We start from the raw sequence: 22597 nt of genomic DNA on the forward strand, positions 1-22597 counted from the left end.
GCTAAAATCCAGGCGGCGCCGGTGCCGCGTTTGGCGTGAGTCCCATTACCTGAAAATGGTTCCCCATTTCATCCGGGTGGGTCAAGCGGCGATGCGCGGTGACAATGGAATTGTGTGCCTCGCCGCATTGTTTGGCTGCGAGAGCCTGGGCTCGGGCCGTAATGCCGAGACGCTCAAGAAACACTCCCTGGGGGACGGGGCCGTGAATTTTTGCGCCGGTAGCCATATCCGCCAATCCCTTGAAGCGGACATGAGCGGTGATGTCGGCCTGCCCAGGGGCAAAGAGCGGGTCCGTCGGGGCATGACCTGCAAGGGCCTGTAAGGTGTCGCCCGTGCCGTCCCACGTACCGTAATCAACGATCAGTGCGCCGCCACCGGAATTCGCGATCCGTTCCGAGAGTTTGAACATGATCCGTTCTCCTGCGGGACAGACTTCAACAATGGTCCCATCGGCTGCGTGGGGGAAACGCGCGTTGAGGCGAGATTCCGTTTTTGGCTCAGACCACGTGAGTTGGAGGCCGCCATCTCTTAGGAAAACGAGACGTTCACGCCAGAGCGCATCCGTGCGCTGGAACTGATGAACCGGCAGCGCGTCAAAGAACTCGTTGGCCACGAGGAATGCTGGGCCGCTTGGCAGATCGTCCAGTGATCCGCACCAAGTGATGTCGTGGCCCTTCAGCGTCTCAGCCTGAATGTCACGAAGGGTTGGACTGATCTCGATCAGATGGATGTGCGCGCCCTCGAGGAACCTGGGCAGAATCGCGGCAACGCGTAGGATGTCGCGCATGAGCGTACCCCGGCCTGGGCCGGCTTCGGCGAGAACGAATGGAGTTGGTCGCCCGTGATCCACCCAGGTCTGCATCAGCCAGGCGCCCAGCATCTCGCCAAACATCTGGCTGATTTCCGGAGAGGTGGTGAAATCGCCACGCACCCCCAGCGGGTCGCGGGTCATGTAGTAGCCATGCTCGGGATGTCCAAGACAATGGCTCATGTACTCGGCCATACTGATCGGCCCGCTGGTTGCTATTTTTGATCTGATCAGTTCGGCCAGAACGGTCATGCCCGGCGTCCCGTCCAGATCAGAACAATTATCCCGGCAAACAGCATCGGTAAGGACAGAACCTGCCCCATTGTCAGCCCCCAATCCGCGCCAAAACGAATGACATGACCAAACGGGTTCTCGGCCGAAATGTACTGGGCGTCGGCCCGCCGATAGGCTTCAACGATGACGCGGGAAAGACCATAGCCCGCAAGGAATATGCCGATAACGCGACCTGGTTTCGTGAGTGCACCACGTCGAATCGCCCAAAGGATGACGAGGAAAAGGACTGCGCCCTCCAGCCCCGCCTCATAAAGCTGGGACGGGTGACGGGCGCAGGGGCCAATCCACGTATCCGGGCATGAGCCCGCGGCCTCGCCAGGGAAAACAACTCCCCAGGGAACGGTCGTTGGACGCCCCCAAAGTTCCGCGTTGATGAAGTTGGCGATACGTCCAAAAAAAAGTCCAATCGGAGCCGCGGCGGCCACGGCGTCGCCAATGCGAATAGCGTTTAGGCCCCGCACCAGGGCGAACAGCAGGATACCCGCTACGACCCCCAGAAAACCGCCATGGAACGACATGCCCCCGTTCCACACCGCAAGGATCTCTCCGGGATTCGCAAGGTAGTAGCCAGGCTGATAGAACAGCACGTAACCCAGACGCCCACCAAGAATGACACCGAGGATCATCCAGGTCAGCAGATCATCGACCTGCTCGCGGGCCAAGGGAGACCGGCCGCCCCAGAGGTAAGGGTTTCGGCACAGCGAAATCACATACCGCCAGCCCAGCAGCAGCCCAACAATGTAGGCCAGCGCATACCAGCGCAGCGCAACCTGAACCCCGAACAGGTCGACCGCGAAAATGACCGGGTCGATATCTGGGAAAGTGATCATCCGGAAAGGTCCACCCGTGGCTGTTTCGTCGGCACTGCATTCCAGGGGCGCGGATCGAAGTCAAGGCGCAGTTTTCAGCCGGTTGGCAAACGCCGGAAGCATCGCCATATAGGTATGAACGGCAAAACGGAGATACCCGATGCAGACGCGAAACAAGGTTCTGGATGACGTTGCACAGCTGATGTCAAACGCGATGGGCGTGGCACAGGGCGCAAAAACCGAGGCCGAAACGGCAATGAAGGGCATGCTGGACCGCTGGCTGGCGGACCGCGACCTGGTGACACGCGACGAGTTTGAGGCGGTGCGCGCCATGGCTCAGAAAGCGCGCGAAGAGAACGAGGCACTGAAAGCCCGGCTGGATGCTCTGGAATCAAAAACGCCCTAAAAAGTGTCGCCCACAATCGATGCTAATTTTTCGATAATCCGGTGGATGATTTAATTAACCTGGCAAAAATATTTTTCTTTACAGGTTCCGGATCATCCACCACCATATGTGGTAGGTCAGTTGGAGAGTTCACTGACCAGTTGTTGTTCTCACGCCCCCAAGCGGGGTATCCCCGCCCTGGGGGCCTTAAAGAGAGGCGCCGGGTATGAGCATTGTAGAACGTGACTTCGATTGCGAGGATATCCACCCCATCGACATCGTTGAGACACTCGCTGAGGAGCGGGAGTGGGATTTCGACCGCATTGCGGACGATCAGATTGCGATGGCAATTGAAGGTGGCTGGAGCACCTACTCCGTTACTCTGGCGCTTTCACAGGAAGATGAGTCACTGCGCCTGATCTGTGCATTTGAAATGGATCCCGAGGACGAATGCCTTGGCGAGCTTTACAAATCCATGGGAATGGCAAATGATAAATGCTGGTCCGGCGCGTTCACCTATTGGCCGGAACAGCGTTTGATGGCGTATCGGTACAGTCTCAATCTCGCTGGAGGTGCCCTGGCGTCTTCCGCGCAGATCAACGATATGGTCCGCGCGGCGGTAGCTACGAGCGAATGCTTTTATCCAGCGTTCCAGCTTGTGGCCGGAAACAGTGACAGCGCGGAAAACGCGCTTGGAATTGTGATCTCCGAAGCCTACGGTCGCGCCTGATACCGGCCCCCCCTTTCCGGGTCCTTATGGGGTCGGAAAGGGGGTTATTCGAATGGACTTTTCTGAAATTTCCGATCGCGGACTCGTGCTTGTGGGCTGCGGAAAGATGGGTACGGCCCTGCTCGATGGATGGCTGAGACAGGGTCTGGAGCCAAATTGCTTTACCGTTATTGACCCCAAACCGTCCGATCATCTTAAAAATCTGGCCAAGGATGGTCTCCGGCTGAACGCCGAGATGCCGCCGAATCCCGCGATCGCGGTTCTGGCGGTGAAACCGCAAATGATGGGCGAGGTTCTTCCACAGCTCTCCGCACTCTGCGGAGGACAGACCGTGTTCCTGTCAATCGCGGCCGGAACGCCCATTTCGCGGTTCGAGGAAAGCCTTGGTGGAAATTCCCCGATTATTCGAGCCATGCCCAACACACCGTCGGCTATTGGCGAGGGAATTACGGCTCTAGTCGGAAACGCCCAGGTTGACCCTGGCGACCTCGAACTTGCTGACAAACTGATGCAGGCCGTGGGCAAAACGGTCCGGCTCGAAAACGAGAACCAGATGGACGCGGTAACCGGCGTGTCCGGGTCCGGGCCTGCTTACGTGTTCCTGATGATGGAGGCGATGACAAGGGCCGGCGTCGCGCAGGGTCTGCCGGAAGATCTCGCTCTTGAGCTGGTACGTACGACGGTCGCCGGTGCCGGTGCGTTGGCAAACTCAGGTGACACAAAACCGGAACAACTTCGCATTAATGTCACCAGTCCGAAAGGAACGACGGAGGCCGCCCTCAAAGTGCTCATGCGTGAGGGCAACGGGCTGACCGAACTAATGGAGGAAGCCGTGGCGGCTGCCGCGGACAGGGGGCGGGAACTGGCCAAATAAAAAAAGAAAATTGTGCAGCGCAACATTGAGCTCTTGACTTTTTGTTGCACTGCAACATATAGAGAGCGGGAAGCAAAACAAACCCACAACCAAGGAGACGTACAATGTTCGACCCGAAAAGCATGTTTGACCCGAAAGCCTTCTCCTTCGACGCGGAGAAGATGGTGGAATTCTTCAAGCAGAATGACTTCACCAAACAGCTGTCCGAATTCAAAATGCCTGGCGTAGACCCTGAATCCATCATGGCCGCTCAGCAGAAGAATATGGATGCGCTGGTTGAAGCCAACAAAGCTGCTGCTGCCGGTTACCAGGACCTCTTCAAAAAGCAGATCGCAATTTTTGAGGAAACCATGTCCGAGGCACGCAAGCACATGTCCGGCCTCGACAACGCCAAACTCGACCCGGAAACCGCCAAGGCACAGGGCGAGCTTGCAAAGGCGGCTTTTGAGAAAGCACTCGCCAACATGCAGGAACTGGCTGAGACCGCTCAGAAAGCCAACTCCTCCGCCTACGAGATCGTGTCCGCACGCGTTCAGGAAGGCATGAAGGAACTCGGCGATCTGGCTGCGAAAGCAACCACGAAAGCCTGATACTGGCCTTTTTCCGACAGGCATAATGACGAAACCGCTTGCCCCCATTGGGGCAGGCGGTTTTTTTGTGTCCGAAGACAACAAAGGGCCAGACATGACTGAAATTACTTTTGACGACTTCATGAAGGTCGACATCCGCGTTGGCAAAATTGTCCGCGCTGAAGAGTTTCCCGAGGCACGCAAACCGGCATTCAAACTTTGGGTCGATCTTGGCCCGGAGATCGGTGAGAGAAAATCGTCAGCCCAGATTACCAAACACTACACGCCCGAGGAGCTTGAAGGCCGCAGGGTCCTGGCAGTGGTCAATTTCCCGCCGCGCCAAATCGGCCCCATCCGCTCGGAAATCCTCGTGCTGGGCGTCCCGGATGAGGATGGTGAGGTCGTTCTACTGGCACCGGATCAGGACGTTCCCCTCGGCGGGCGAATGTTCTAATCAGCGCCCGCCCTCTTGAGTTGACGCAGGATTGCTTTACCTGATCAGGACCAACGAATTTCCGGACCGCGTGACAGGCTTTCATGTGAACCGGACAAACAGTCAGAAGGATTCCCATGTCCCACCCACTTTATGACGCGCGCGACCCGGCTTCGGGAAACGAATTCGGAAACCTCCCGGAATGGGATTTGACAGATCTCTACGCCGGGCCGGATGCGCCGGAACTGACGCGGGACCTGGACTGGCTGAAATCGGAATGTGCGGCCTTCGCGGGTGAATATGAGGGAAAGCTGGCCGACCTGGACGCGGCTGGCCTGCTGAAATGCATTCAACGGTATGAGCGCATTCAGTCGGTTTCGGGCCGGATCATGTCCTATGCCGGGTTGAGATACTATCAAAACACCACGGATGCGGAGCTCGGCAAGTTTCTGGGAGACCGTCAGGCGCAGCTGACGGAGTTTTCCACACCGCTGGTTTTTTTTAGCCTCGAGATGAACCGGGTGGATGACGCCCGACTGGATGCCCTGCTCAACGAAAACGAGGAACTGGCGCGGTATCGACCGGTCCTTGAGCGTCTGCGGGCCATGAAGCCGTATCAGCTGTCGGATGAACTTGAGAAGTTCCTGCATGACCAGTCGGTGGTCGGTGCCGCCGCATGGAACCGTCTGTTTGATGAGACGATGGCCGGGCTCGAATTTGAGGTCGATGGCGAGATGCTTCCGCTTGAAGCGACGCTGAACCTGCTGTCGGAGCAGGACAGATCGAAACGTCAGGCGGGCGCGGAAGCCCTGGTGGCGGTCTTCCGCAAAAACCTGCCACTGTTCACGCGGATCACAAACACACTGGCGCAGGAAAAGGCCATTGAGGACCGGTGGCGCAAGCTGCCAACACCACAGGCGTCGCGCCACCTTGCGAATCATGTTGAGCCGGAAGTGGTCGAAGCCCTGCGCAATGCCGTGGTGGAGGCCTATCCCCGCCTGTCTCACCGGTACTACGCGTTGAAGGCAAAATGGCTTGGCCTCGAGAAAATGGAGGTCTGGGACCGCAACGCGCCGCTCCCCCAGAAGGACGACAAGAAAATCGGCTGGGACGAGGCGCGAAAGACGGTGCTTGATGCCTATGCCGGGTTTGATCCGAAAATGGCGGAAATTGCAGAACCATTCTTTGAGAAGGGCTGGATTGACGCGCCGGTTAAGCCGGGCAAGGCACCTGGCGCGTTTGCGCACCCAACGGTGACGGACGTGCACCCCTATGTTCTGCTGAACTACCTCGGCAAGCAGAGGGACGTAATGACCCTCGCCCATGAGCTTGGACACGGCGTGCATCAGGTTCTCGCGGCGGATCAGGGCGAGTTGCTGTCGTCAACGCCTCTGACGCTGGCTGAAACCGCGTCGGTGTTTGGCGAGATGCTGACGTTTCAGAAACTGCTCGATGCCGCGCCGGATCAGGCTGCGCGGAAAATCCTTCTGGCCGGCAAGGTCGAGGACATGATCAACACGGTCGTACGGCAGATCGCTTTCTATGACTTTGAATGCAAGCTGCACGCGGCCCGTGCGAACGGTGAGTTGACGCCTGATGACATAAACGCGCTGTGGATGTCGGTGCAGGCCGAGAGCCTTGGGCCGGTGTTCAACTTCATGGACGGCTATGAGACCTTCTGGTCCTACATCCCTCATTTCATCCATTCGCCGTTCTACGTGTATGCCTATGCCTTCGGTGATGGTCTCGTGAATGCGCTTTATGCGGTCTACCGAGAGGGCGACGCGGACTTTACGGACAAGTATTTTGAGATGCTGCGCGCTGGCGGCTCGAAACATCACAGGGAACTGCTGGCACCGTTCGGTCTTGATGCCAGCGATCCAAAGTTCTGGGACAAGGGACTTTCACTGATCAGTTCGATGATCGACGAACTGGAAGCGATGGAAAGCTGAGTTTCCAGGCGGATCCCAGTTTCAGACCTGGGGTCCGCCAGCCATATCAGAGATCAGCCCAATGAGCTTTTTGCGGCAGTCGGTCAGGGCGTAGCGGTCGAGTACGGTCTGACGGGCGTTGGCGCGCATATCCGCCGTCCCTTTTCCCCGGTCCAGCACATCCGCGAGCGTATTGGCGAGATTGACCGGATCAAAGAAGTCTACGAGCACCCCGTTGACGCCGTCTTTCACAACCTCCTGAACTGGCGCGGTTGCCGAACCGACGAGAGCCACACCGGACGCCATTGCCTCCAGCATCGACCAGGACAGGACGAAGGGATAAGTCAGGTACGTGTGGGCGGCTGAAACCTGGAGGACGCGCAGGTAGTCCGAGTATGCGACCCGTCCCAGGAAGTGAACCCGTTCGAGAGGAGGCTTAACCTCCTCAATCAGTATTTCGCGATAAGTCTTGCCGTCAGGCGGCGTGCGTCCGTAGCTGACGTCATTACCGCCAACCACTACGACACGCGCATCCGGCCGACGCTCGAACAGGTGCGGCAGACAGCGAACGAAGGTATGGAACCCGCGGTAGGGTTCGAGATTACGGGCGACATATGTCACCACGGGGTCGCCGGGGCGAAGTGTGACGCCACTCTGGAGTTTGATCTCCGCGTCCGGGTTGGGTTTCGCCAGGTCGCAGTCAATCCCGTCATGGATCACTGAAATCTTCGAATGGTATTCGGTCGGGAACTGTTTCTTCTGCCATTCAGTCGGGGAATAGCCGTGATCCGCGGCCTCAAGCGACAGGAGGTGATAGGCGTTTCGGGTGCGGGTCTGACATTCAGAGTTCAGATCTGACGGGTATTCCGGATCAAACCCGACGTCAGCCCCCTGCCCATGATAGTAGAACTCGCAGAACGACAGAAGCGGGACATCAGGGAACACATCCTTGAGATAGAGGCCTTCGCCCCAACCCGGATGGGAGACCATAACATCGGGGCGAAAGCCCGAGTTTTTTAAATCAAGTGCCTTGCCGGCAGCCCCTTGCCCGTTAATCACGGCCGTTTCCGTACTGCGCAGGTAGTGATGTATGCCCTCCGTCGCGCCCCGGTGGGGTTTGTATTCGACCTTTCGCACCCCCTTCATAGTGGGACGGTCCGGTTGGGTGATAAAAACAACCTGATTTTTGGGGTCAGCCGCCAGCGTTTTGGCCACGTGCCTGAATTGTGCAGGAAAATTCTGATGTACAAACAGGATGTTCAAAAAAACCGCTCCCTTTCAGCCAAATATCGGGAGATTGCGCGGGTGGCGGGCGTCAGATCAACCCTAAATATCGGCATCGCCCTTTCCACCTTGATGTTACCCTGTATTCTCGTGACAGAAGGTGCCGGTTTCCGATATCGCGGATGTGCGGCAGTTCGCGGCAATCGGCAACTGCGAAGGAGTTGTTTCATGAACGAAAAGTTCCTCGGTCACGTCAACGACATACTGGACGGGCTGGAAGATGACGGTCTCTACAAGCACGAACGTATGATCACCTCGCCGCAGGCCGGACGGATTTCCGTCACGACCGATGATCAGACACATGATCGGGTGGTCAACCTCTGTGCGAACAACTACCTCGGTCTTGCCAATGATCCCCGACTGGCCGAAGCCGCGAAAGCCGGGCTCGACAGCAACGGATATGGCATGGCGTCGGTTCGCTTCATTTGCGGGACACAGGACCTTCACCGGGGACTGGAACAACGATTGGCGCGGTTCCTGGGCAAGGATGACGCCATTTTGTTTGCGGCATGTTTTGATGCAAATGGGGGATTGTTTGAGCCCTTGCTGGGACCGGAGGACGCGATTGTCTCCGATGCGCTCAACCACGCATCAATCATCGACGGAATCAGGCTCTGCAAAGCCCGGCGCTATCGGTACGCGAACAACGACATGGCCGACCTTGAGGCCCGCCTGATCCAGGCCAGGGAGGATGACGCGCGGTTTATCATGATCGCAACGGATGGCGTGTTCTCGATGGACGGGTATCTGGCGAACCTGCCGGGCATTGTGGAACTGGCGGATAAATATGACGCGATGGTGATGGTCGATGACTGCCACGCCACGGGCTTTATGGGTCCGCAGGGACGGGGCACCCACGCCCATCACGGGGTTGCGGACGGTGTGGATATTTTGACCGGCACCCTTGGCAAAGCCCTCGGCGGCGGCATCGGGGGATATACGGCGGGTCCACAGGCGGTGATTGACCTGCTGCGGCAGCGGGCACGGCCCTATCTTTTTTCAAATTCAATTCCACCTTCAATAGCTACCGCTTCTCTGGCCGCGCTGGATATTGTTGAAAACGGCGACGACCTTCGAGAACAGCTGTTTTCGAACACGGAGTACTGGCGCCACGGCTTGACAGAGCTTGGTTTTGAACTGCTGCCGGGGGAACATCCGATTGTTCCGATCATGTTGGGCGATGCCCGGCTGTCACAGGATATGGCAGCAGAGCTTTTTAAGCTCGACGTGTTTGTAGCGGGGTTCTTTTTCCCTGTGGTCCCCAAGGGCAAAGCGCGCATTAGGACGCAGATGAATTCCGCCCTGACGCGTGAGGACCTCGATTTTGCACTTGATGCTTTTGGGCGGGCCGGACGGACAACGGGAGTGCTCAAATGACCAACGGCATGAAGGCGCTCGTTAAGGCCAAAGCGGAACCCGGCCTTTGGATGGAGCATCGCGATGTGCCGGAACCTGGCCCGGATGACGTTCTGATCCGCATAAACAAAACCGGGATCTGCGGCACCGATATTCACATCTGGAACTGGGATGAATGGGCGCAAAAGACCGTGCCCGTTCCGCTAGTGACCGGGCACGAGTTCGCCGGTGAAATCGTGGAGGTCGGACGTAACGTTGCGGATCTGGAAATCGGTCAGCGCTGCTCCGGAGAGGGTCATTTGATCGGAAAGACCTCGCGGCAGTCGCGGGCTGGCCGGTTTCATCTGGACCCGGATACTCGCGGCATTGGCGTGAATGAACCCGGCGCATTCGCGGAATTCCTGCGGCTTCCGGCATTCAATGTCGTACTGCTGCCGGATTCGATTGACGACGAGATTGGCGCCATTCTTGATCCCTTGGGGAATGCCGTTCACACCGCGCTCAGTTTTGATCTGATCGGCGAAGATGTGCTTGTCACCGGAGCAGGGCCAATCGGGATTATGGCGGCGGCCGTTGCGCGCCACGTGGGTGCCCGACACGTCGTCATAACGGACGTGAACCCGGACAGGCTGGCTCTCGCCGGTCGGGTGGCGGATGTGGTCCCCGTCAATGTGGCGGAGCGGGACCTTGACGAGGTCAATGGAGAACTGGGCCTGAAGGAAGGGTTCGACGTCGGGCTTGAGATGTCGGGCAACCAGAGGGCGCTCGATCAGATGGTCGAGGCGCTGGTGATGGGAGGGCGTATCGCCCTGCTTGGAATACCACCCGGAAAATCTCCTGTGGACTGGTCGCGGATCGTGTTCAAGGCCATCACCATCAAGGGTGTTTACGGTCGGGAGATTTTCGAGACCTGGTACAAGATGATTGCCATGCTGGAAAACGGCCTCGACGTTTGCAATGTAATCACCCACCGCTTTGACGTGGATGATTTTGAGCAGGGTTTTGAGACCATGCGGAGCGGTCAGAGTGGCAAGGTGGTTTTAAGCTGGAGATAGGTGCCTGCTATTTTCCAGTTATCAGATGCCACGCCCTATCGATATCCGCGATCCTGAATTGATGAGTGCCCTCAAACAGGCAGAGTTCGAGGAAATGTCCGTCTGGTGACGTTCGACGCTCACAATCCAGCTCGTCATCCGAAAAGTACAAACCGGGACCGTAGCCACCGCTGTCGGCCATCATGGACACGGCCTCGTTCACATCGCCCTGATATGTATCCGCAATTTTGCGACCGATGATGGGCACCACCGTGTCGGAGGTGCCATGGTAGTGGACGAGGCTCACCGGGGCACCGGCGCATTGCCCGGGGATCGGATCCCAAAAGGTTCCGGAAAGCGGGATAAAGCCGGAGAATGCACTGTCCGTCTCACAGGCGAGGTTCCATGTCAGCATTCCACCAGCGGAAAAACCGGCCATGACGAGTTCGTCCTCATTGAGCTGGAAACGCGTAGAGAGGTCGGAAATCACGTCATCTACGTAGGCCGGTTCATCAGTATCCGCCTTGTTTTCAGCCCCCGGTGAGCCGGGCAGAGCCCAATCATCAGCCGCCGACTGAAGCGCCACAACAGCGACGCCGAGACGCTTCCCGAGATCAATCAGATTTTGATTGCGCATGACATCTGCAGCCGTTCCGCGGTAGCCATGAGCAAAAATGAGGGCGCCCGTAGGGCTTTCCGTATCATGACCTTCGGGCAGCGCCATCCGGTAGGTTCGGTCGCCAACCACGCAATCGGTTTCGACACCGCAGGCGGAAGCATGTGTCGCCAGGCCCGATGAGATCGCGGCCAGCAGGAACAAAGCAGTCAGTCGATCCATTGGAGTTGCCGACCCCTAACCCATTTGAAAACCGGGAGTGGATTTGGAAATGGCCGTTTCCTCCTCATTCATCTCCGCGCCAAAAGGCTCAAAGAGTGGAGTTGAGAGGTAACGTTCGCCCGTATCCGGCAGCATTGCCAAAATCACGGAACCGGGTTCAGCCTGTTCCGCAAGCTGCATCGCAATCGCGAATGTCGACCCTCCCGAGATGCCGGTGAAGATGCCTTCCTTCGCCGCGAGCTGCTGCGCCCATTTGATGCCATCAGCCCCGGCTACGGGGATCAGCTCATCGAAATAGTCGCCGTCGATGGCCTCCTGAAGAACCGACGGAATGAAATCCGGTGTCCAGCCCTGAATGGGGTGTGGCTCAAAGGCCGGGTGACTGGCGGACGGACCATTGTCCGCTCCCCTCTCCTGCGGTGTTCCTGACCCGACAAGCTGGGCATTCGCGGGCTCGGACAGAATGATTTTCGTATCAGGTCTTGCCGAGCGAAGGAGACGCCCGAGGCCCGAGACCGTCCCGCCGGTGCCATAACCGGTCACGATCATATCAAGCCTGCTGCCCTCAAAGTCCGCAACGATCTCCCGTGCCGTGGTGTTCTCATGAATGTCCGCGTTCGCATCCGTCTCAAACTGGCGCGCCAGAAACCAGCCATTTTGTTCGGCAAGTTCCTTTGCTTTCTGGTACATACCAAAGCCCTTTTCAGCGCGGGGCGTCAGAACAACTTTGGCACCCAGATAGCGCATGACCTGTCGGCGCTCCACGGAGAAGCTGTCTGCCATCGTCACCACCAGCGGATAGCCTTTGGCGGCGCAGGCCATCGCAAGGCCCACACCGGTGTTGCCGCTGGTGGCCTCAACGACCGTCTGCCCTGGTTTGAGCGTGCCATCCCGTTCAGCCGCTTCCAGAATATTGATCGCCAGACGATCCTTCACCGACGACGCCGGATTGAAGAACTCGGCCTTCACGTAAATGGTGACGTTGTCCGGTGCGAGGCGGTTGATCCGGATGCATGGCGTGTTGCCCATGGTGTCGAGAATGCTGTCGTAAAGTTTTCCGCGACCTTCAGTCCGGCGAATTTCTCCACCGTTTCCGCTGGTTGTCCCCATTTCTCAGTCCCTCCCACATCATTTTCCGTTGCCATCGCGCAGCCCCCGAAAAAATGCGGGTAACTACTGCGTCGCGTGACAGTGCGACAGGACTGGCGGTTCATGTCAACATTGCAATGGACACGGAAACGCGAGCCGCGGTGGTATATCCAGAAGTCCCCCGAAAAAACGACACCCTGGCCCGGGCGCGCAAGCGTCTCCGGACCAGGGGCTCCAGTCGTACCTCGATAGTTTCAGTTTGTGTGGAACTGCCGTTGGGGCAGAGCGTCTACATCACGACGACTTTTGCACCCATCTCCACGCGCTCATACAGGTCGATCACATCCTGATTGAGCATCCGGAAACATCCCGACGACGCGGCGTACCCAATACTGTTGGGCGCATCGGTACCGTGGATCCGGTATCCGGAGTCGTGGTTGCCAAAGTTGATGTAGAGCGCCCGTGCACCCAACGGATTGTTCACCCCTCCAGGCATTCCCTTGGCCCATTTGGCCAGTTCCGGCGAACGTTTGATCATTGCCGGCGGAGGAGTCCAGCGCGGCCACCGTGCCTGACGTGAGATGTAGCCGGTCCCCGTCCAGCCAAATCCCTCACGTCCTATTGCCACCCCGTAGCGCAGTGCCTTGCCGTTCTCCTCCACCAGGTACAGGAAAGGTCCCTTTGTATCGACAACAATGGTTCCCGGCACCTCCTCCGTCTCGTAATCCACTCGGTTCTGCAGAAGCGCGGGATGAAATGCCTCCGTGTCGATGGCCGCGACGACCCGACCGTGGTCGGTTCTTGCCGAGTAATGCGACGGATCTACGGGCTGCGGATCGGACGCCGCCCGTGTCACGTCCATATCTTCCATCATGCAGCCTGAAACGAGGGCCGCACCCGTAAGCAAAGAAATCAATCGTACCGGCATGGACATACCAGAGGTCCCCCTTATCGCAGGTTGCATTTCAACTGTGTGTGAAAAGTGCCTTCTGGCGGTGGCAGCAGAATCACGATTCGCTGCCCATGTAGGAACACATAGAGAACAAAGGTTGCGGTTCGCTAAAAACGGAATTTACCACGTTGAAAGGAATCGCGCGGAACACACCTTCCCGGCGCAGGCACCGCTTGTTTTGCACCCCAAACACCGGCTACCGTGAGAGTTGAGCTGACGGTGGAGGCGAAGGGTGCGGATATTTCGGGTAGTGTTCTGGGTGTTCCTGGTCCTTTACGCCCTTGCGATGGCGGTTTTCGTTGTGGGCTGGTTCGGTCTTTTTGGATTTTCCCACGATCCGCTGGCCGGTGTATTTCTGATCCCGCTCGGTCTTCCCTGGAACTTTGCCGGCGATCTGTTCCCTCTCGCGATGCAGCCCTATGTTTCACTGGCGGCACCGCTGATTACGCTCGAAATTTTGCGGCGTCTGTCAAAGCCAAAAAGGCGGAAAGCGCAGACGGAACACGGTGGAGTGTGAACCTCCTTTCTCTCGCCAAACGATTAGCCAATTAACCAGACACACACGCAGCTGTGGAAAATTTCACGTTTATTGCGCTAAAAAGTCTCGACAAATCGACATCAGTTGACGGGACCACAGTAATGACGCTTTTTCTCATCTACATGTTTTTGAAGAACCGTCGGCTGTCCCGGCAATAAAGTTCAGTCGCAACACTTCTGCGAACGTCGAATAAATTGGCATTTCAGTTACATAAACTTCCAGGCGGAGGGGTTGTTCGATCCTTCCACTACGGTAGCGGCAGGCCGGTCCTTGCCCTGCACGGATCACCCGGCAACGGCCACATGTTCGCCTCCTGGGAGGCAGTCGCGCGGGATCTCGGTGTCGAAATCATGGCACCTGACCGGCCAGGGTGGGGATCATCCGACATACTCGGCCTGGACCACGCCGGTTTTGCCGCATGGCTGGCAGATGTGATGGACGTGCTGAAGATCGAGCATGCCCCGGTTATCGGCGTGTCCTGCGGAGCCCAGTGGGCAATCGCAGCGGCAGCTGGCCTTCCCGACCGTATCAGCGGTTTGGGTGTGGTTGGAGCCATGGGACAATGCGATTCCCGTGAAGCGTTGTCCGGCATGTTGGCCGGGAACAAACTACTCTTAGGATTGGCGAGGGTTGCACCGCAACTGCTGACGCCGGTCCTCGAACCGGTCATGCGATTGGCCCGCTTCAACCCTTCGGCCACGATCAGGAGATTCGCAGCCAGCAGCATAGAGCCGGATCGGGTTCTATTACTCCACCGGCCCCACAGGCACGCCTACCAGGGAGCGGTCGAGCATCTTGCACCGGATTGCGCGCGGGCGATGGCGCGGGATCATATTCTACCCGCGTCCCAATGGAGCATTGACGCGACGCGCATTACACAGGCCGCGACTCTGTGGCACGGCACACGGGACGTTTCCGTGCCGAGGCATCACTCGAAACGTCTCGCCAACTGGCTGCCGAACGCACGGTTAAACGAAATCCCGGGAGCAGGCCATTTGATTAATCTGTCCCACGGGCGGCAAATTATTGAGGCGGTTCTCTGACGGCGCAGCGGTTGTCCACTACATGCCCAGCGCTTCCTTGTACAACTCGAGGACGGCTTCCTCTTCGCTGATTTCCTGCGAATCCCGTTTGCGCAATGCGATCAGTTTGCGCAGCACCTTGACGTCGTATCCCCGGCCTTTTGCTTCGGCCATCACCTCTTTCTGGGCGCTGGCGATGTCCGCCTTCTCCTGATCCAGACGCTCATAACGCTCTACAAACTGGCGCAGTTCCCCTGCTGTAACACGGTATTGCGTCTGCTGTTCGTCCTCGACTACGTCTTCCATGAAACGTTCCTGTTCTAATGTGGTGCCCGGTGTCCTACCCGTGACCGGCGCTGACTTGCAACCCCTGGCGCACCGGAGTATGCCGGATCAGATAATTCTGGAGAAGCCATTGATTTTTATATCCATTGTCGGCGGCGTTTTTGTCCTGGCCGGGCTGTTCGGGCTTGGTTACTGCATCCGTGAAGGAATCAGGATCCGTGGCGCCCAGCTCGCGCCTGAGGAAATCAACGCGAGACTCCAGAAACTGGTCGGGATCAACCTGGGATCGGTTGCACTGGCGGCACTTGGACTTGGGCTTGTTGTCGTCGGACTGATGCTTTGAGACCACCCAAACTCGAGAGCCGCCATGGAGGCTGACTTGAACAACACCATCCTCATCACCGGTGGAAGCCGCGGCATAGGCCGGGAACTGGCGCTTCAGGCAGAGGCGCGGGGTGATACCGTTATCGTCACCGTGCGTAACACGGACGCGGACCACCGGCTGCCCGCCTCCATCCGGGTCGAGCAACTCGACGTAAAGCGACCTGAGGAAAGTGCGGCCCTCGCAGCTTCGCTTGACGGGATCGCGATTGATACCCTCGTGTGCAACGCGGGCATCTTCCCGTCCCGCGGCGGCATTCGGGAAGCGGACTATTCCGTGGAGGACTGGGTGCAGGGTATGATGACAAACGTGGCCGGGCCGTTCTACGTGGTCAGGGCGCTCTTGCCTAATCTAACCGCATCCAGATCACCGAAAGTCGCAATGATCTCGTCCTCCATGGGGTCATCCACAAATGCCGCGGGTGGATCCTATATCTACCGGGCGTCAAAGGCGGCGGTCACCAATCTGGCCTGCAATCTCGCGGTAGAACTTGCGCCGCAACGGATAGCGGTGGGAGCTTTCGATCCCGGCTGGGTCAAAACCGATATGGGAACCGACGCCGCACCATTGAACGTATCCAACAGTGTGGCGGGCCTTCTTGAACGTATCGATGGGCTGCATCCCGATAATACAGGTATATTCGAGACGTGGATGGGCGACCGGATGCCCTTCTAAGCCAAGGTCAGGCGGCCGCTCGTGACGCCGCTTTCCTGCGCAGAAAATCGACTATCGTTTTAGCCCAGTTGTCCGCGTGCAGCGGGCCATCGAGGTTTTCGAGGGCTTCGTCCACGAAAGACGACGGAATAGGCTTATCCCTGCGGAGCCTCAAAAGCTCATCCATGAACTTAGGTCCGAATTCGGGATGGGGCTGGACCGTGATCGCATCGGGGTCCTCAATATCGCCATATGCCAGCGCCGCGTATTCGCAATGGGAATTCACTGCAAGAACGGACGAATTCGGCGGCAGTTTCGTCACCTGATCCTGATGAAGCGCCAGAACGAAATAATGATCCGGGACTTGCGTCATCCACTCAGGCCGTTGAACGACTGCATAATTCTGACGTCCAAGACGCCATCCCCTGTCCGACTTTTCCGCTTTTCCTCCCATGGCCTCAGCGAGAATTTGGTGACCGAAACAGATTCCGACGACCGGAACTTTTTGCTCCATGCAATCGCGCAAAAACGCCTTGAGAGGCTCAATCCACGGCAAATCATCATAAACCCCGTGACGCGAGCCGGTAACGAGCCATGCGTCCGCCTGATCAGGCGATTCCGGCATTTCACCAGCCACCACATGTACCGTTTCAAACTCAATCGCCGGGTCGGCATCTGAAAGCAGAGCGCGAAACATGGCGGGGTAATCCCCATGACGGGCGGCAAGATCCGGAACCACATCACCAGCTTCAAGAATACCCAGTTTCATCGTCTTTCCTCTCACAGGCCTACCGGTCCTGACCTATCTCAATCTTTTCGAACCCGTCGCCAAGAGAGCGGTCCTTGTCGATCTCCTCTCTGGCCCAGTTCCTGAACAATGCCACGGCAGGGCGGTTCTCGGTGCCGGCGGGACAGACAATCCGGTACTGAACAGGCGCGGTCAATGCAATCCGAAACGGCGCCACCAACTGGCCGGCGCGCAGATGTCTAGCGGTAATTGATGCGCGGCCCAAGACCACCCCGTTACCTTCAAGCGCGAGATCAACTGCATGATCCGCCTGGCTGAAACGTGGTCCCTTCAGAGGCGCGTGCTCAACCCCCACGGCCTCGAACCAACGATCCCAGTTGGGCGGGTTCGGCAGAAACGACAGGCTGTCGTCGTGAATCAGCGTTTCACTCAGGAGATCGGACGGCTTCGTGAGACGGGTCGCCACGTCGGGGTGCATCATCGGAGTGATGAAACCCTCGTAGAGCATTTCCGAGAACAGCCCGGGATCCTCTCCCTGTCCAAACCGGATGGCGATATCCACATCATCCCTGGCAAAATCCACCAGCTTGAGCGTCGCGATGAAACGCAACTCAAGATCGGGATGCTTCTCCGCGAAATGGAACATGCGCGGGGCAAGCCATTTGGCGGTAAAAGACGGCCCGGCAGTAATGGTAAGGCGGGACGGATCCACGAACCGTTTAGCCGCATTCTATGCCCCCCGCATATCCTGAAATGCGGTCGACAGACCAGGCAGCAAAATGCGCCCGGCCTCCGTCAGCTCAACCGCCCTGTTCAACCTGTGAAACAGCGGCGCTCCCATATCAGCCTCAAGACTTTTGATTTGGTAGCTCAGCGCAGCAGGCGTGACCGACAGTTCATTGGCGGCCTGCGCGAAACTCATATGCCTGGCTGCGGCCTCAAACGCGCGTAACGCCACAAGCGATGGGAGTCTGTCCGGCATGTTGCAGTTCAGTTTTTTTTAAGTGACCTCAAAAAAGTCTCGTTTGTAGATGACCCGATAAATTCGGACATTCAAGGTCAGAAATCGGTCGAATTGACCGGCAGACAGTTAAGGAATGTGGAAATGGACTTCAATATGCCTACCCAGCGGCAAATCGATCAGGCCGTCCAACGTGCCCACACCGAACGGAGCCGGGCCATACGTGAAATTTTTTCGAAGTGGCCCGCACTTTTTAGTCTTGGCCTACCGCGTTCTAAACGCCAGCTGAGAATGCGCAGCGCATAAGAATACAAAAGGGCGGGTCGATTGACCCGCCCTCTGCAATTTCTGCCTGAATTTTTGTTCAGGAGAAGAACTGAGCGCCGTTCGGTGAAAGGGTCGAACCGGAGAAAAATCCGGCGTCGTCCGACGCGAGGAACACAACCGCACGGGCGATTTCCTCAGGTTCGCCGAGACGACCAACCGGGATCTGCGGGATAATACGCTCGTTGAGAACCTTCTCGTCAATCGCGCGAACCATTTCGGTGCCGATGTATCCCGGACAAATCGCATTCACGGTAATACCGGCGCGGGCGCCTTCCTGAGCCAGAGCGCGGGTGATCCCGATATCGCCAGCTTTGGCGGCCGAGTAATTTGCCTGACCAGCCTGACCCTTCTGACCGTTCACGGAAGAAATGTTGATCACACGACCAAACTTGCGCTCTCGCATACCCGGCCAGATCGGGTGGGTCATGTTGAATACACCGCTGAGGTTGGTGTTGATTACTTCGGACCACTGCTCCGGCGTCATGCGGTGGAACATTGCGTCGCGCGTAATGCCCGCGTTATTGACGAGAACCTCAATCGGACCAAGTTCAGCTTCGACCTTGGCGATACCGTCTTTACAGGCGTCGTAGTCAGCGACGGACCATTTCCAGGTCTTGATGCCCGTGTCTTCGGTGAATTTGGCAGCGGCCTCATCGTTACCGGCATAGTTGGCTGCCACTGTGTATCCGGCATCTTTCAAAGCAATCGAAATAGCGGCGCCAATTCCGCGTGTACCGCCTGTGACCAGTGCGACTCTTCCCATGTTTCCATCCCCCTACAAGGTTAGACTTTTGATATCGATTAAATTTTTGTGGCGATGGCGGGCCAACAGTCATGCCGTTCCCCGCCAGGCCGAATAATCAGTCGCGTTCAACGCAGAGGGCAACGCCCATTCCACCGCCGATGCAGAGCGTGGCAAGGCCCTTCTTCGCATCGCGACGCTTCATCTCGAAGAGCAGCGTGTTCAGCACACGACAGCCCGACGCACCAATCGGATGACCGATCGCGATCGCACCACCATTTACGTTCACGATCGACGGATCCCAGCCCATGTCCTTGTTAACGGCGCAGGCCTGTGCGGCAAACGCCTCATTGGCCTCTACCAGATCAAGGTCACCAACAGACCAACCGGCTTTTTCCAAAGCTTTACGGCTCGCGTAGATCGGGCCAACACCCATAATGGACGGATCAAGGCCCGCTGTGGCGTAGGATGCAATACGTGCCATCGGCTCGATACCGCGCTTCTCGGCGTTTTCCGCCGTCATGAGAAGCGTAACGGCCGCACCGTCGTTCAGGCCGGACGCGTTGGCAGCGGTCACGGAACCATCCTTGGTGAAAGCCGGGCGCAGCTTCTGCATGGCTTCCATGGTTGCGCCGTGACGGATGTATTCGTCCTTCTCGACCACAATATCGCCTTTACGGGTTTTGACCGTAAACGGAGCGATCTCGTCATCGAACTTTCCGGCCTTTTGCGCCGCTTCAGCCTTGTTCTGCGACGCTACGGCAAACTCGTCCTGCTGGTCACGGGAAATCTGCCATTTTTCGGCCACGTTTTCCGCGGTCTGACCCATGTGATAGTTGTTAAAAGCGTCCCAGAGACCATCCTTGATCATGGTGTCGGTCAGCTTCATGTCGCCCATTTTCTGACCGCCACGCAGGTTCTGCGCATGTGGGCTCAAAGACATGCTTTCCTGACCACCGGCGACCACGATGTCCGCATCCCCAAGCAGGATGTGCTGGGCTCCCAGCGCAACAGCACGAAGACCGGATCCGCAAACCTGGTTGATGCCCCACGCGGCACTTTCCTGTGGCAGACCGGCATTCACATGCGCCTGCCGTGCCGGGTTCTGCCCCTGACCGGCGGTCAGAACCTGTCCGAGAATCGTCTCGGATACCTCTCCAGCATCCACGCCCGCGCGCTCGAGCACCGCCTTGATGGCTGTGGCCCCAAGATCATGGGCAGGGGTGTTGGCAAAGCTCCCCAGAAAGCTTCCAACCGCTGTGCGTGCGGCCGATGCGATCACGATGTTCGTCATTACAGTCCTCCAAATCGGCTCCCCCACGAGCCGGCCCCGGTAAGAGCGTCACGTTTGGAACGAATCACGCAAACGCAACGCGCCTACTTTCGTCGCATAACTGGGGAATACCCTCAACTGTTATGGGTTAGCAGGAATTCCGCGAGTGGTTTCCAGACCGCATTCCGGGCGTTCCCACCGACAACCATTCCCACATGTCCGGTATCAGGAAGCATGACCGCACCGCCTGGAATGGCCTGCGGCAACGCTTCGGCCAGAGGCGGAGGTGCGATCGTGTCACGCCTTCCACAAAACGAAATCGTGGGAATACGAATGTTGCGGGCATCGACCCGCGAGCCCAAAAACTCCCATTTGCCCAGCGCGGGCGCATTGCGAATTTGCCAGTCGACCAAGAGATCCTCTGCCGCTGGAGCCGCCATGCAGACCCCGTCCGACAGCCAGTCCTCAAGTGCAACAAACAGCTTCGCTTCCATTCCATTCGGAGCCAGTGAGGCGAACCGGCGGAATTTGATCGAGGCCTGCATGGGATTAACCATGGAGAAAAGCGTTTGAAACAGGATTACTGGAATGAAGCCGAAAGCTTCCCCCATACCACGGAGAAGCCGCACCACATGCTCCGGCCCATTGGCGCGGATCATTGCGCGCAGCGCTCCGGCGATGCCAACCGTCGAGTTGAAATTCCACGGGGCTCCGATTGTGACGAGATTGGCCACACCTTCCGGCCTGTTTGCGGCCAGGCCTGCAGCCAGTGTTCCACCCATACAATAACCAAGCACGGACACATCACGACCGGTCATATTGCAAACATGCTGCAGCGCGGGAATCAGTCGCTCCCTTCCATAATCTTCCATGGAGAAATCGGCTTCGTCCTGCGTCGGCCCAGCCCAGTCGAGCAGAAGAGGACGCACTCCCTGCCCGGCCAACCAGCGCAGCATGGACCGCTCCGGCACCAGATCCAGAATGTAGTGTTTGTTGATGAGACTGGGAACGACCAGCACGGGAAGGCCAATTGGATCGGTCGCCTCCGTTATTCGGCCATAGTCCAAAAGCCGCGCGGACCCCGCCTGCCAAATACACTCCGGATCCTCCAACTGGCGTCGGTAGGGGTGCCTCTGCCACTTTTCCATGCCTTCGACCATGGTATGCAGACGTCGGGCCACCTCCAGGCCAACCTCAATGCGGTCTATCGCGGGCGACAGACCGGCAGCGGCACCACGTAATTCAGGGCGCCACGGGAAGTTGGCGCTACTTGCGCGTGGAGAGGCGAGCAGTGCCTGACTGTAGGACACCAGCGCGGCTCCAAGATGGAAGATGACAGGGCTGGGCTCTCCCTGTCTTAGAGTGGGAATTTCACTCATCCGTTCCAGATCCGCCGAAATTCCCGGCCGGTCAGATCGTCCTTGACCGCCGCTTCACGCAACTGGACTTCCCAGAGGTCGAGATAAATTTCAGCGCGAACCCGATCCGGAACCGTCTCAGCTTCGCTACTGGTTTCCGGTTGAAGTGTTTCGGTGTCGCTCGCGCAGCGGTTCATCCCCATGTGCCCCTTCTACCATTCGCATGTGCAAAAAATAAGCCTTTTCGCGCCCGGTTGACGCGGCTAACATCAGGCAGGGTGGAAATTAAATAGCCAGGAGACATGTGCGTGGCTGAGAACCAGGATAAAGCGGCCGAACCGATCATTATCAAAAAGTACGCCAATCGCCGACTCTATAACACGGCCAAATCAAGTTATGTAACTTTGGACCATCTGGCACAGATGGTGCGCGACGGCGAGGACTTTGTTGTCAACGACGCAAAGTCAGGTCAGGATATTACCCGATCCGTATTGGCACAGATCATTTTCGACGAGGAAGCCAAAGGGCACACGATGCTGCCGGCAAATTTCCTGCGCCAACTCATCCGTCTATACGGTGACACCCTGCAGGGTTTTGTTCCGGGATATCTCGAGGCGTCCATGGACACATTTGCCCGAAACCAGGATCAGATGCGAAACCACGTGCAGAAGGCGTTTGAGGCAAACCCGGCCCTTGCCAACTTTGAGGCACTGGCCCGCTCGAACATGGAATGGTTTGAAAACGCCATGCGCATGTTCGCTCCCTTTGCCAATAATATTGGGGCACAACAGGGAGAATCCGGCGAGACGCCCAAAGACGGTGAAACAAAAAAGGATGTTGAACTGGACGAACTGAAGCAGCAGCTGGCCGAAATGCAGTCTCAGCTCGCCAAGATCGTCAAGGACAAGTAGCGCTGCTGCC

General features: G+C 57.7%; 27 protein-coding genes. 13 read left to right on the forward strand and 14 right to left on the reverse strand.

The genetic code is table 11. From position 1 onward, the window contains the following. Window position 1: 1 nt before the first annotated feature. A complete protein-coding gene (locus tag ACP15P_RS08670) occupies window positions 2-1060 on the reverse strand; it encodes a class I SAM-dependent methyltransferase (protein WP_424928073.1) in 1059 nt (352 codons plus the stop codon). Continuing rightward, complete coding sequence (gene lgt / locus ACP15P_RS08675) at window positions 1057-1932, reverse strand: prolipoprotein diacylglyceryl transferase (RefSeq protein WP_424928074.1); 876 nt, start codon at window positions 1930-1932, stop codon at window positions 1057-1059. The genes ACP15P_RS08670 and lgt overlap by 4 nt, the downstream gene beginning before the upstream one ends. 139 nt (window positions 1933-2071) lie before the next feature. Between lgt and ACP15P_RS08680 the strand changes: the two genes are divergently transcribed. The 6 genes from ACP15P_RS08680 (at window position 2072) to ACP15P_RS08705 (ending at window position 6854) form a co-directional block, all read left to right on the forward strand. Then, window positions 2072-2317, forward strand: a complete 246-nt coding sequence (locus ACP15P_RS08680; RefSeq protein ID WP_424928075.1) for an accessory factor UbiK family protein — start codon at window positions 2072-2074, stop codon at window positions 2315-2317. Window positions 2318-2522: 205 nt separating this feature from the next. After that, a complete protein-coding gene (locus ACP15P_RS08685; RefSeq protein WP_424928076.1) occupies window positions 2523-3026 on the forward strand; it encodes a type III secretion system chaperone family protein in 504 nt (167 codons plus the stop codon). A 52-nt stretch (window positions 3027-3078) separates the two neighbouring features. Beyond that, complete coding sequence (proC, locus tag ACP15P_RS08690) at window positions 3079-3900, forward strand: pyrroline-5-carboxylate reductase (protein WP_424928077.1); 822 nt, start codon at window positions 3079-3081, stop codon at window positions 3898-3900. Between the two features lie 104 nt (window positions 3901-4004). Then, complete coding sequence (locus ACP15P_RS08695) at window positions 4005-4490, forward strand: phasin family protein (RefSeq protein WP_424928078.1); 486 nt, start codon at window positions 4005-4007, stop codon at window positions 4488-4490. Between the two features lie 94 nt (window positions 4491-4584). Next, window positions 4585-4923 (forward strand): tRNA-binding protein, encoded by a 339-nt coding sequence (locus tag ACP15P_RS08700; RefSeq protein ID WP_424928079.1) that lies wholly within the window; start codon window positions 4585-4587, stop codon window positions 4921-4923. Between the two features lie 116 nt (window positions 4924-5039). Next, on the forward strand, window positions 5040-6854 hold the full coding sequence (locus ACP15P_RS08705; RefSeq protein WP_424928080.1) for a M3 family oligoendopeptidase: 1815 nt from the start codon (window positions 5040-5042) through the stop codon (window positions 6852-6854). Window positions 6855-6875: 21 nt separating this feature from the next. Here the strand turns inward: ACP15P_RS08705 and ACP15P_RS08710 are convergent, their stop codons facing one another. After that, window positions 6876-8048, reverse strand: coding sequence for a glycosyltransferase family 4 protein (locus tag ACP15P_RS08710; RefSeq protein ID WP_424928081.1), 1173 nt, complete (start codon window positions 8046-8048; stop codon window positions 6876-6878). 237 nt (window positions 8049-8285) lie between these two features. Between ACP15P_RS08710 and ACP15P_RS08715 the strand changes: the two genes are divergently transcribed. Together ACP15P_RS08715 and tdh are read left to right on the forward strand one after the other, a co-directional pair. After that, window positions 8286-9494: a glycine C-acetyltransferase gene (locus tag ACP15P_RS08715; RefSeq protein WP_424928082.1), complete on the forward strand. Its 1209-nt coding sequence runs from the start codon at window positions 8286-8288 to the stop codon at window positions 9492-9494. A gap of 8 nt (window positions 9495-9502) precedes the next feature. Further along, the gene (tdh, locus tag ACP15P_RS08720; RefSeq protein WP_424928129.1) at window positions 9503-10528 is read left to right on the forward strand and encodes an L-threonine 3-dehydrogenase; all 1026 of its coding nucleotides are present in this window, start codon (window positions 9503-9505) and stop codon (window positions 10526-10528) included. 7 nt (window positions 10529-10535) lie between these two features. Here tdh and ACP15P_RS08725 read toward each other — a convergent pair whose 3' ends face one another. The 3 genes from ACP15P_RS08725 to ACP15P_RS08735 form a co-directional block, all read right to left on the reverse strand. Beyond that, the gene (locus ACP15P_RS08725) at window positions 10536-11345 is read right to left on the reverse strand and encodes a CE1 family esterase (RefSeq protein WP_424928083.1); all 810 of its coding nucleotides are present in this window, start codon (window positions 11343-11345) and stop codon (window positions 10536-10538) included. Window positions 11346-11360: 15 nt separating this feature from the next. After that, window positions 11361-12455 (reverse strand): PLP-dependent cysteine synthase family protein, encoded by a 1095-nt coding sequence (locus ACP15P_RS08730; protein WP_424928084.1) that lies wholly within the window; start codon window positions 12453-12455, stop codon window positions 11361-11363. A 268-nt stretch (window positions 12456-12723) separates the two neighbouring features. Next, the gene (locus ACP15P_RS08735) at window positions 12724-13368 is read right to left on the reverse strand and encodes a L,D-transpeptidase (RefSeq protein ID WP_424928085.1); all 645 of its coding nucleotides are present in this window, start codon (window positions 13366-13368) and stop codon (window positions 12724-12726) included. Window positions 13369-13636: 268 nt separating this feature from the next. Between ACP15P_RS08735 and ACP15P_RS08740 the strand changes: the two genes are divergently transcribed. Together ACP15P_RS08740 and ACP15P_RS08745 are read left to right on the forward strand one after the other, a co-directional pair. Next, entirely contained in the window at window positions 13637-13903 is a 267-nt protein-coding gene (locus ACP15P_RS08740; protein ID WP_424928086.1) for a hypothetical protein, read from the forward strand. 215 nt (window positions 13904-14118) lie between these two features. Continuing rightward, complete coding sequence (locus ACP15P_RS08745; protein ID WP_424928087.1) at window positions 14119-14967, forward strand: alpha/beta fold hydrolase; 849 nt, start codon at window positions 14119-14121, stop codon at window positions 14965-14967. 18 nt (window positions 14968-14985) lie between these two features. Here the strand turns inward: ACP15P_RS08745 and ACP15P_RS08750 are convergent, their stop codons facing one another. Further along, on the reverse strand, window positions 14986-15252 hold the full coding sequence (locus tag ACP15P_RS08750; protein WP_424928088.1) for a DUF2312 domain-containing protein: 267 nt from the start codon (window positions 15250-15252) through the stop codon (window positions 14986-14988). Window positions 15253-15361: 109 nt separating this feature from the next. Between ACP15P_RS08750 and ACP15P_RS08755 the strand changes: the two genes are divergently transcribed. Next, window positions 15362-15574 (forward strand): hypothetical protein, encoded by a 213-nt coding sequence (locus ACP15P_RS08755; RefSeq protein WP_424928089.1) that lies wholly within the window; start codon window positions 15362-15364, stop codon window positions 15572-15574. Window positions 15575-15610: 36 nt separating this feature from the next. Then, the gene (locus tag ACP15P_RS08760; protein ID WP_424928090.1) at window positions 15611-16288 is read left to right on the forward strand and encodes an SDR family oxidoreductase; all 678 of its coding nucleotides are present in this window, start codon (window positions 15611-15613) and stop codon (window positions 16286-16288) included. 7 nt (window positions 16289-16295) lie between these two features. Here ACP15P_RS08760 and ACP15P_RS08765 read toward each other — a convergent pair whose 3' ends face one another. The 7 genes from ACP15P_RS08765 to ACP15P_RS08795 form a co-directional block, all read right to left on the reverse strand. Next, window positions 16296-17036, reverse strand: coding sequence for a type 1 glutamine amidotransferase (locus ACP15P_RS08765; RefSeq protein WP_424928091.1), 741 nt, complete (start codon window positions 17034-17036; stop codon window positions 16296-16298). 19 nt (window positions 17037-17055) lie between these two features. Next, the gene (locus ACP15P_RS08770) at window positions 17056-17727 is read right to left on the reverse strand and encodes a LysR substrate-binding domain-containing protein (protein ID WP_424928092.1); all 672 of its coding nucleotides are present in this window, start codon (window positions 17725-17727) and stop codon (window positions 17056-17058) included. Between the two features lie 18 nt (window positions 17728-17745). Next, entirely contained in the window at window positions 17746-17997 is a 252-nt protein-coding gene (locus ACP15P_RS08775) for a LysR family transcriptional regulator (RefSeq protein WP_424928093.1), read from the reverse strand. A gap of 343 nt (window positions 17998-18340) precedes the next feature. After that, window positions 18341-19066: an acetoacetyl-CoA reductase gene (phbB, locus tag ACP15P_RS08780; protein WP_424928094.1), complete on the reverse strand. Its 726-nt coding sequence runs from the start codon at window positions 19064-19066 to the stop codon at window positions 18341-18343. Window positions 19067-19163: 97 nt separating this feature from the next. Continuing rightward, window positions 19164-20339: an acetyl-CoA C-acetyltransferase gene (locus ACP15P_RS08785; RefSeq protein WP_424928095.1), complete on the reverse strand. Its 1176-nt coding sequence runs from the start codon at window positions 20337-20339 to the stop codon at window positions 19164-19166. Window positions 20340-20452: 113 nt separating this feature from the next. Continuing rightward, window positions 20453-21697, reverse strand: coding sequence for an alpha/beta fold hydrolase (locus tag ACP15P_RS08790; protein ID WP_424928096.1), 1245 nt, complete (start codon window positions 21695-21697; stop codon window positions 20453-20455). Further along, entirely contained in the window at window positions 21694-21879 is a 186-nt protein-coding gene (locus ACP15P_RS08795) for a hypothetical protein (protein WP_424928097.1), read from the reverse strand. The genes ACP15P_RS08790 and ACP15P_RS08795 overlap by 4 nt, the downstream gene beginning before the upstream one ends. 105 nt (window positions 21880-21984) lie before the next feature. On the opposite strand from ACP15P_RS08795, the gene phaR reads away from it, so the two are divergent. Beyond that, window positions 21985-22587, forward strand: a complete 603-nt coding sequence (gene phaR / locus ACP15P_RS08800; protein WP_424928098.1) for a polyhydroxyalkanoate synthesis repressor PhaR — start codon at window positions 21985-21987, stop codon at window positions 22585-22587. Window positions 22588-22597: the final 10 nt, after the last annotated feature.

The organism is Amaricoccus tamworthensis (genome assembly GCF_049800875.1).
Lineage (GTDB): Bacteria > Pseudomonadota > Alphaproteobacteria > Rhodobacterales > Rhodobacteraceae > Amaricoccus > Amaricoccus tamworthensis.

Bases quoted from the DNA above. Each gene is read 5' to 3' on its own strand.
- proC (WP_424928077.1), top strand. From the start codon at position 3,079: ATGGACTTTTCTGAAATTTCCGATCGCGGACTCGTGCTTGTGGGCTGC.
- ACP15P_RS08680 (WP_424928075.1), top strand. From the start codon at position 2,072: ATGCAGACGCGAAACAAGGTTCTGGATGACGTTGCACAGCTGATGTCA.
- ACP15P_RS08670 (WP_424928073.1), bottom strand. From the start codon at position 1,060: ATGACCGTTCTGGCCGAACTGATCAGATCAAAAATAGCAACCAGCGGG.
- ACP15P_RS08705 (WP_424928080.1), top strand. From the start codon at position 5,040: ATGTCCCACCCACTTTATGACGCGCGCGACCCGGCTTCGGGAAACGAA.
- ACP15P_RS08765 (WP_424928091.1), bottom strand. From the start codon at position 17,036: ATGAAACTGGGTATTCTTGAAGCTGGTGATGTGGTTCCGGATCTTGCC.
- ACP15P_RS08795 (WP_424928097.1), bottom strand. From the start codon at position 21,879: ATGGGGATGAACCGCTGCGCGAGCGACACCGAAACACTTCAACCGGAA.
- ACP15P_RS08775 (WP_424928093.1), bottom strand. From the start codon at position 17,997: ATGCCGGACAGACTCCCATCGCTTGTGGCGTTACGCGCGTTTGAGGCC.
- ACP15P_RS08750 (WP_424928088.1), bottom strand. From the start codon at position 15,252: ATGGAAGACGTAGTCGAGGACGAACAGCAGACGCAATACCGTGTTACA.
- ACP15P_RS08790 (WP_424928096.1), bottom strand. From the start codon at position 21,697: ATGAGTGAAATTCCCACTCTAAGACAGGGAGAGCCCAGCCCTGTCATC.
- phbB (WP_424928094.1), bottom strand. From the start codon at position 19,066: ATGGGAAGAGTCGCACTGGTCACAGGCGGTACACGCGGAATTGGCGCC.
- ACP15P_RS08700 (WP_424928079.1), top strand. From the start codon at position 4,585: ATGACTGAAATTACTTTTGACGACTTCATGAAGGTCGACATCCGCGTT.
- lgt (WP_424928074.1), bottom strand. From the start codon at position 1,932: ATGATCACTTTCCCAGATATCGACCCGGTCATTTTCGCGGTCGACCTG.
- ACP15P_RS08725 (WP_424928083.1), bottom strand. From the start codon at position 11,345: ATGGATCGACTGACTGCTTTGTTCCTGCTGGCCGCGATCTCATCGGGC.
- ACP15P_RS08715 (WP_424928082.1), top strand. From the start codon at position 8,286: ATGAACGAAAAGTTCCTCGGTCACGTCAACGACATACTGGACGGGCTG.
- tdh (WP_424928129.1), top strand. From the start codon at position 9,503: ATGAAGGCGCTCGTTAAGGCCAAAGCGGAACCCGGCCTTTGGATGGAG.
- ACP15P_RS08730 (WP_424928084.1), bottom strand. From the start codon at position 12,455: ATGGGGACAACCAGCGGAAACGGTGGAGAAATTCGCCGGACTGAAGGT.
- ACP15P_RS08785 (WP_424928095.1), bottom strand. From the start codon at position 20,339: ATGACGAACATCGTGATCGCATCGGCCGCACGCACAGCGGTTGGAAGC.
- ACP15P_RS08685 (WP_424928076.1), top strand. From the start codon at position 2,523: ATGAGCATTGTAGAACGTGACTTCGATTGCGAGGATATCCACCCCATC.
- ACP15P_RS08695 (WP_424928078.1), top strand. From the start codon at position 4,005: ATGTTCGACCCGAAAAGCATGTTTGACCCGAAAGCCTTCTCCTTCGAC.
- ACP15P_RS08735 (WP_424928085.1), bottom strand. From the start codon at position 13,368: ATGTCCATGCCGGTACGATTGATTTCTTTGCTTACGGGTGCGGCCCTC.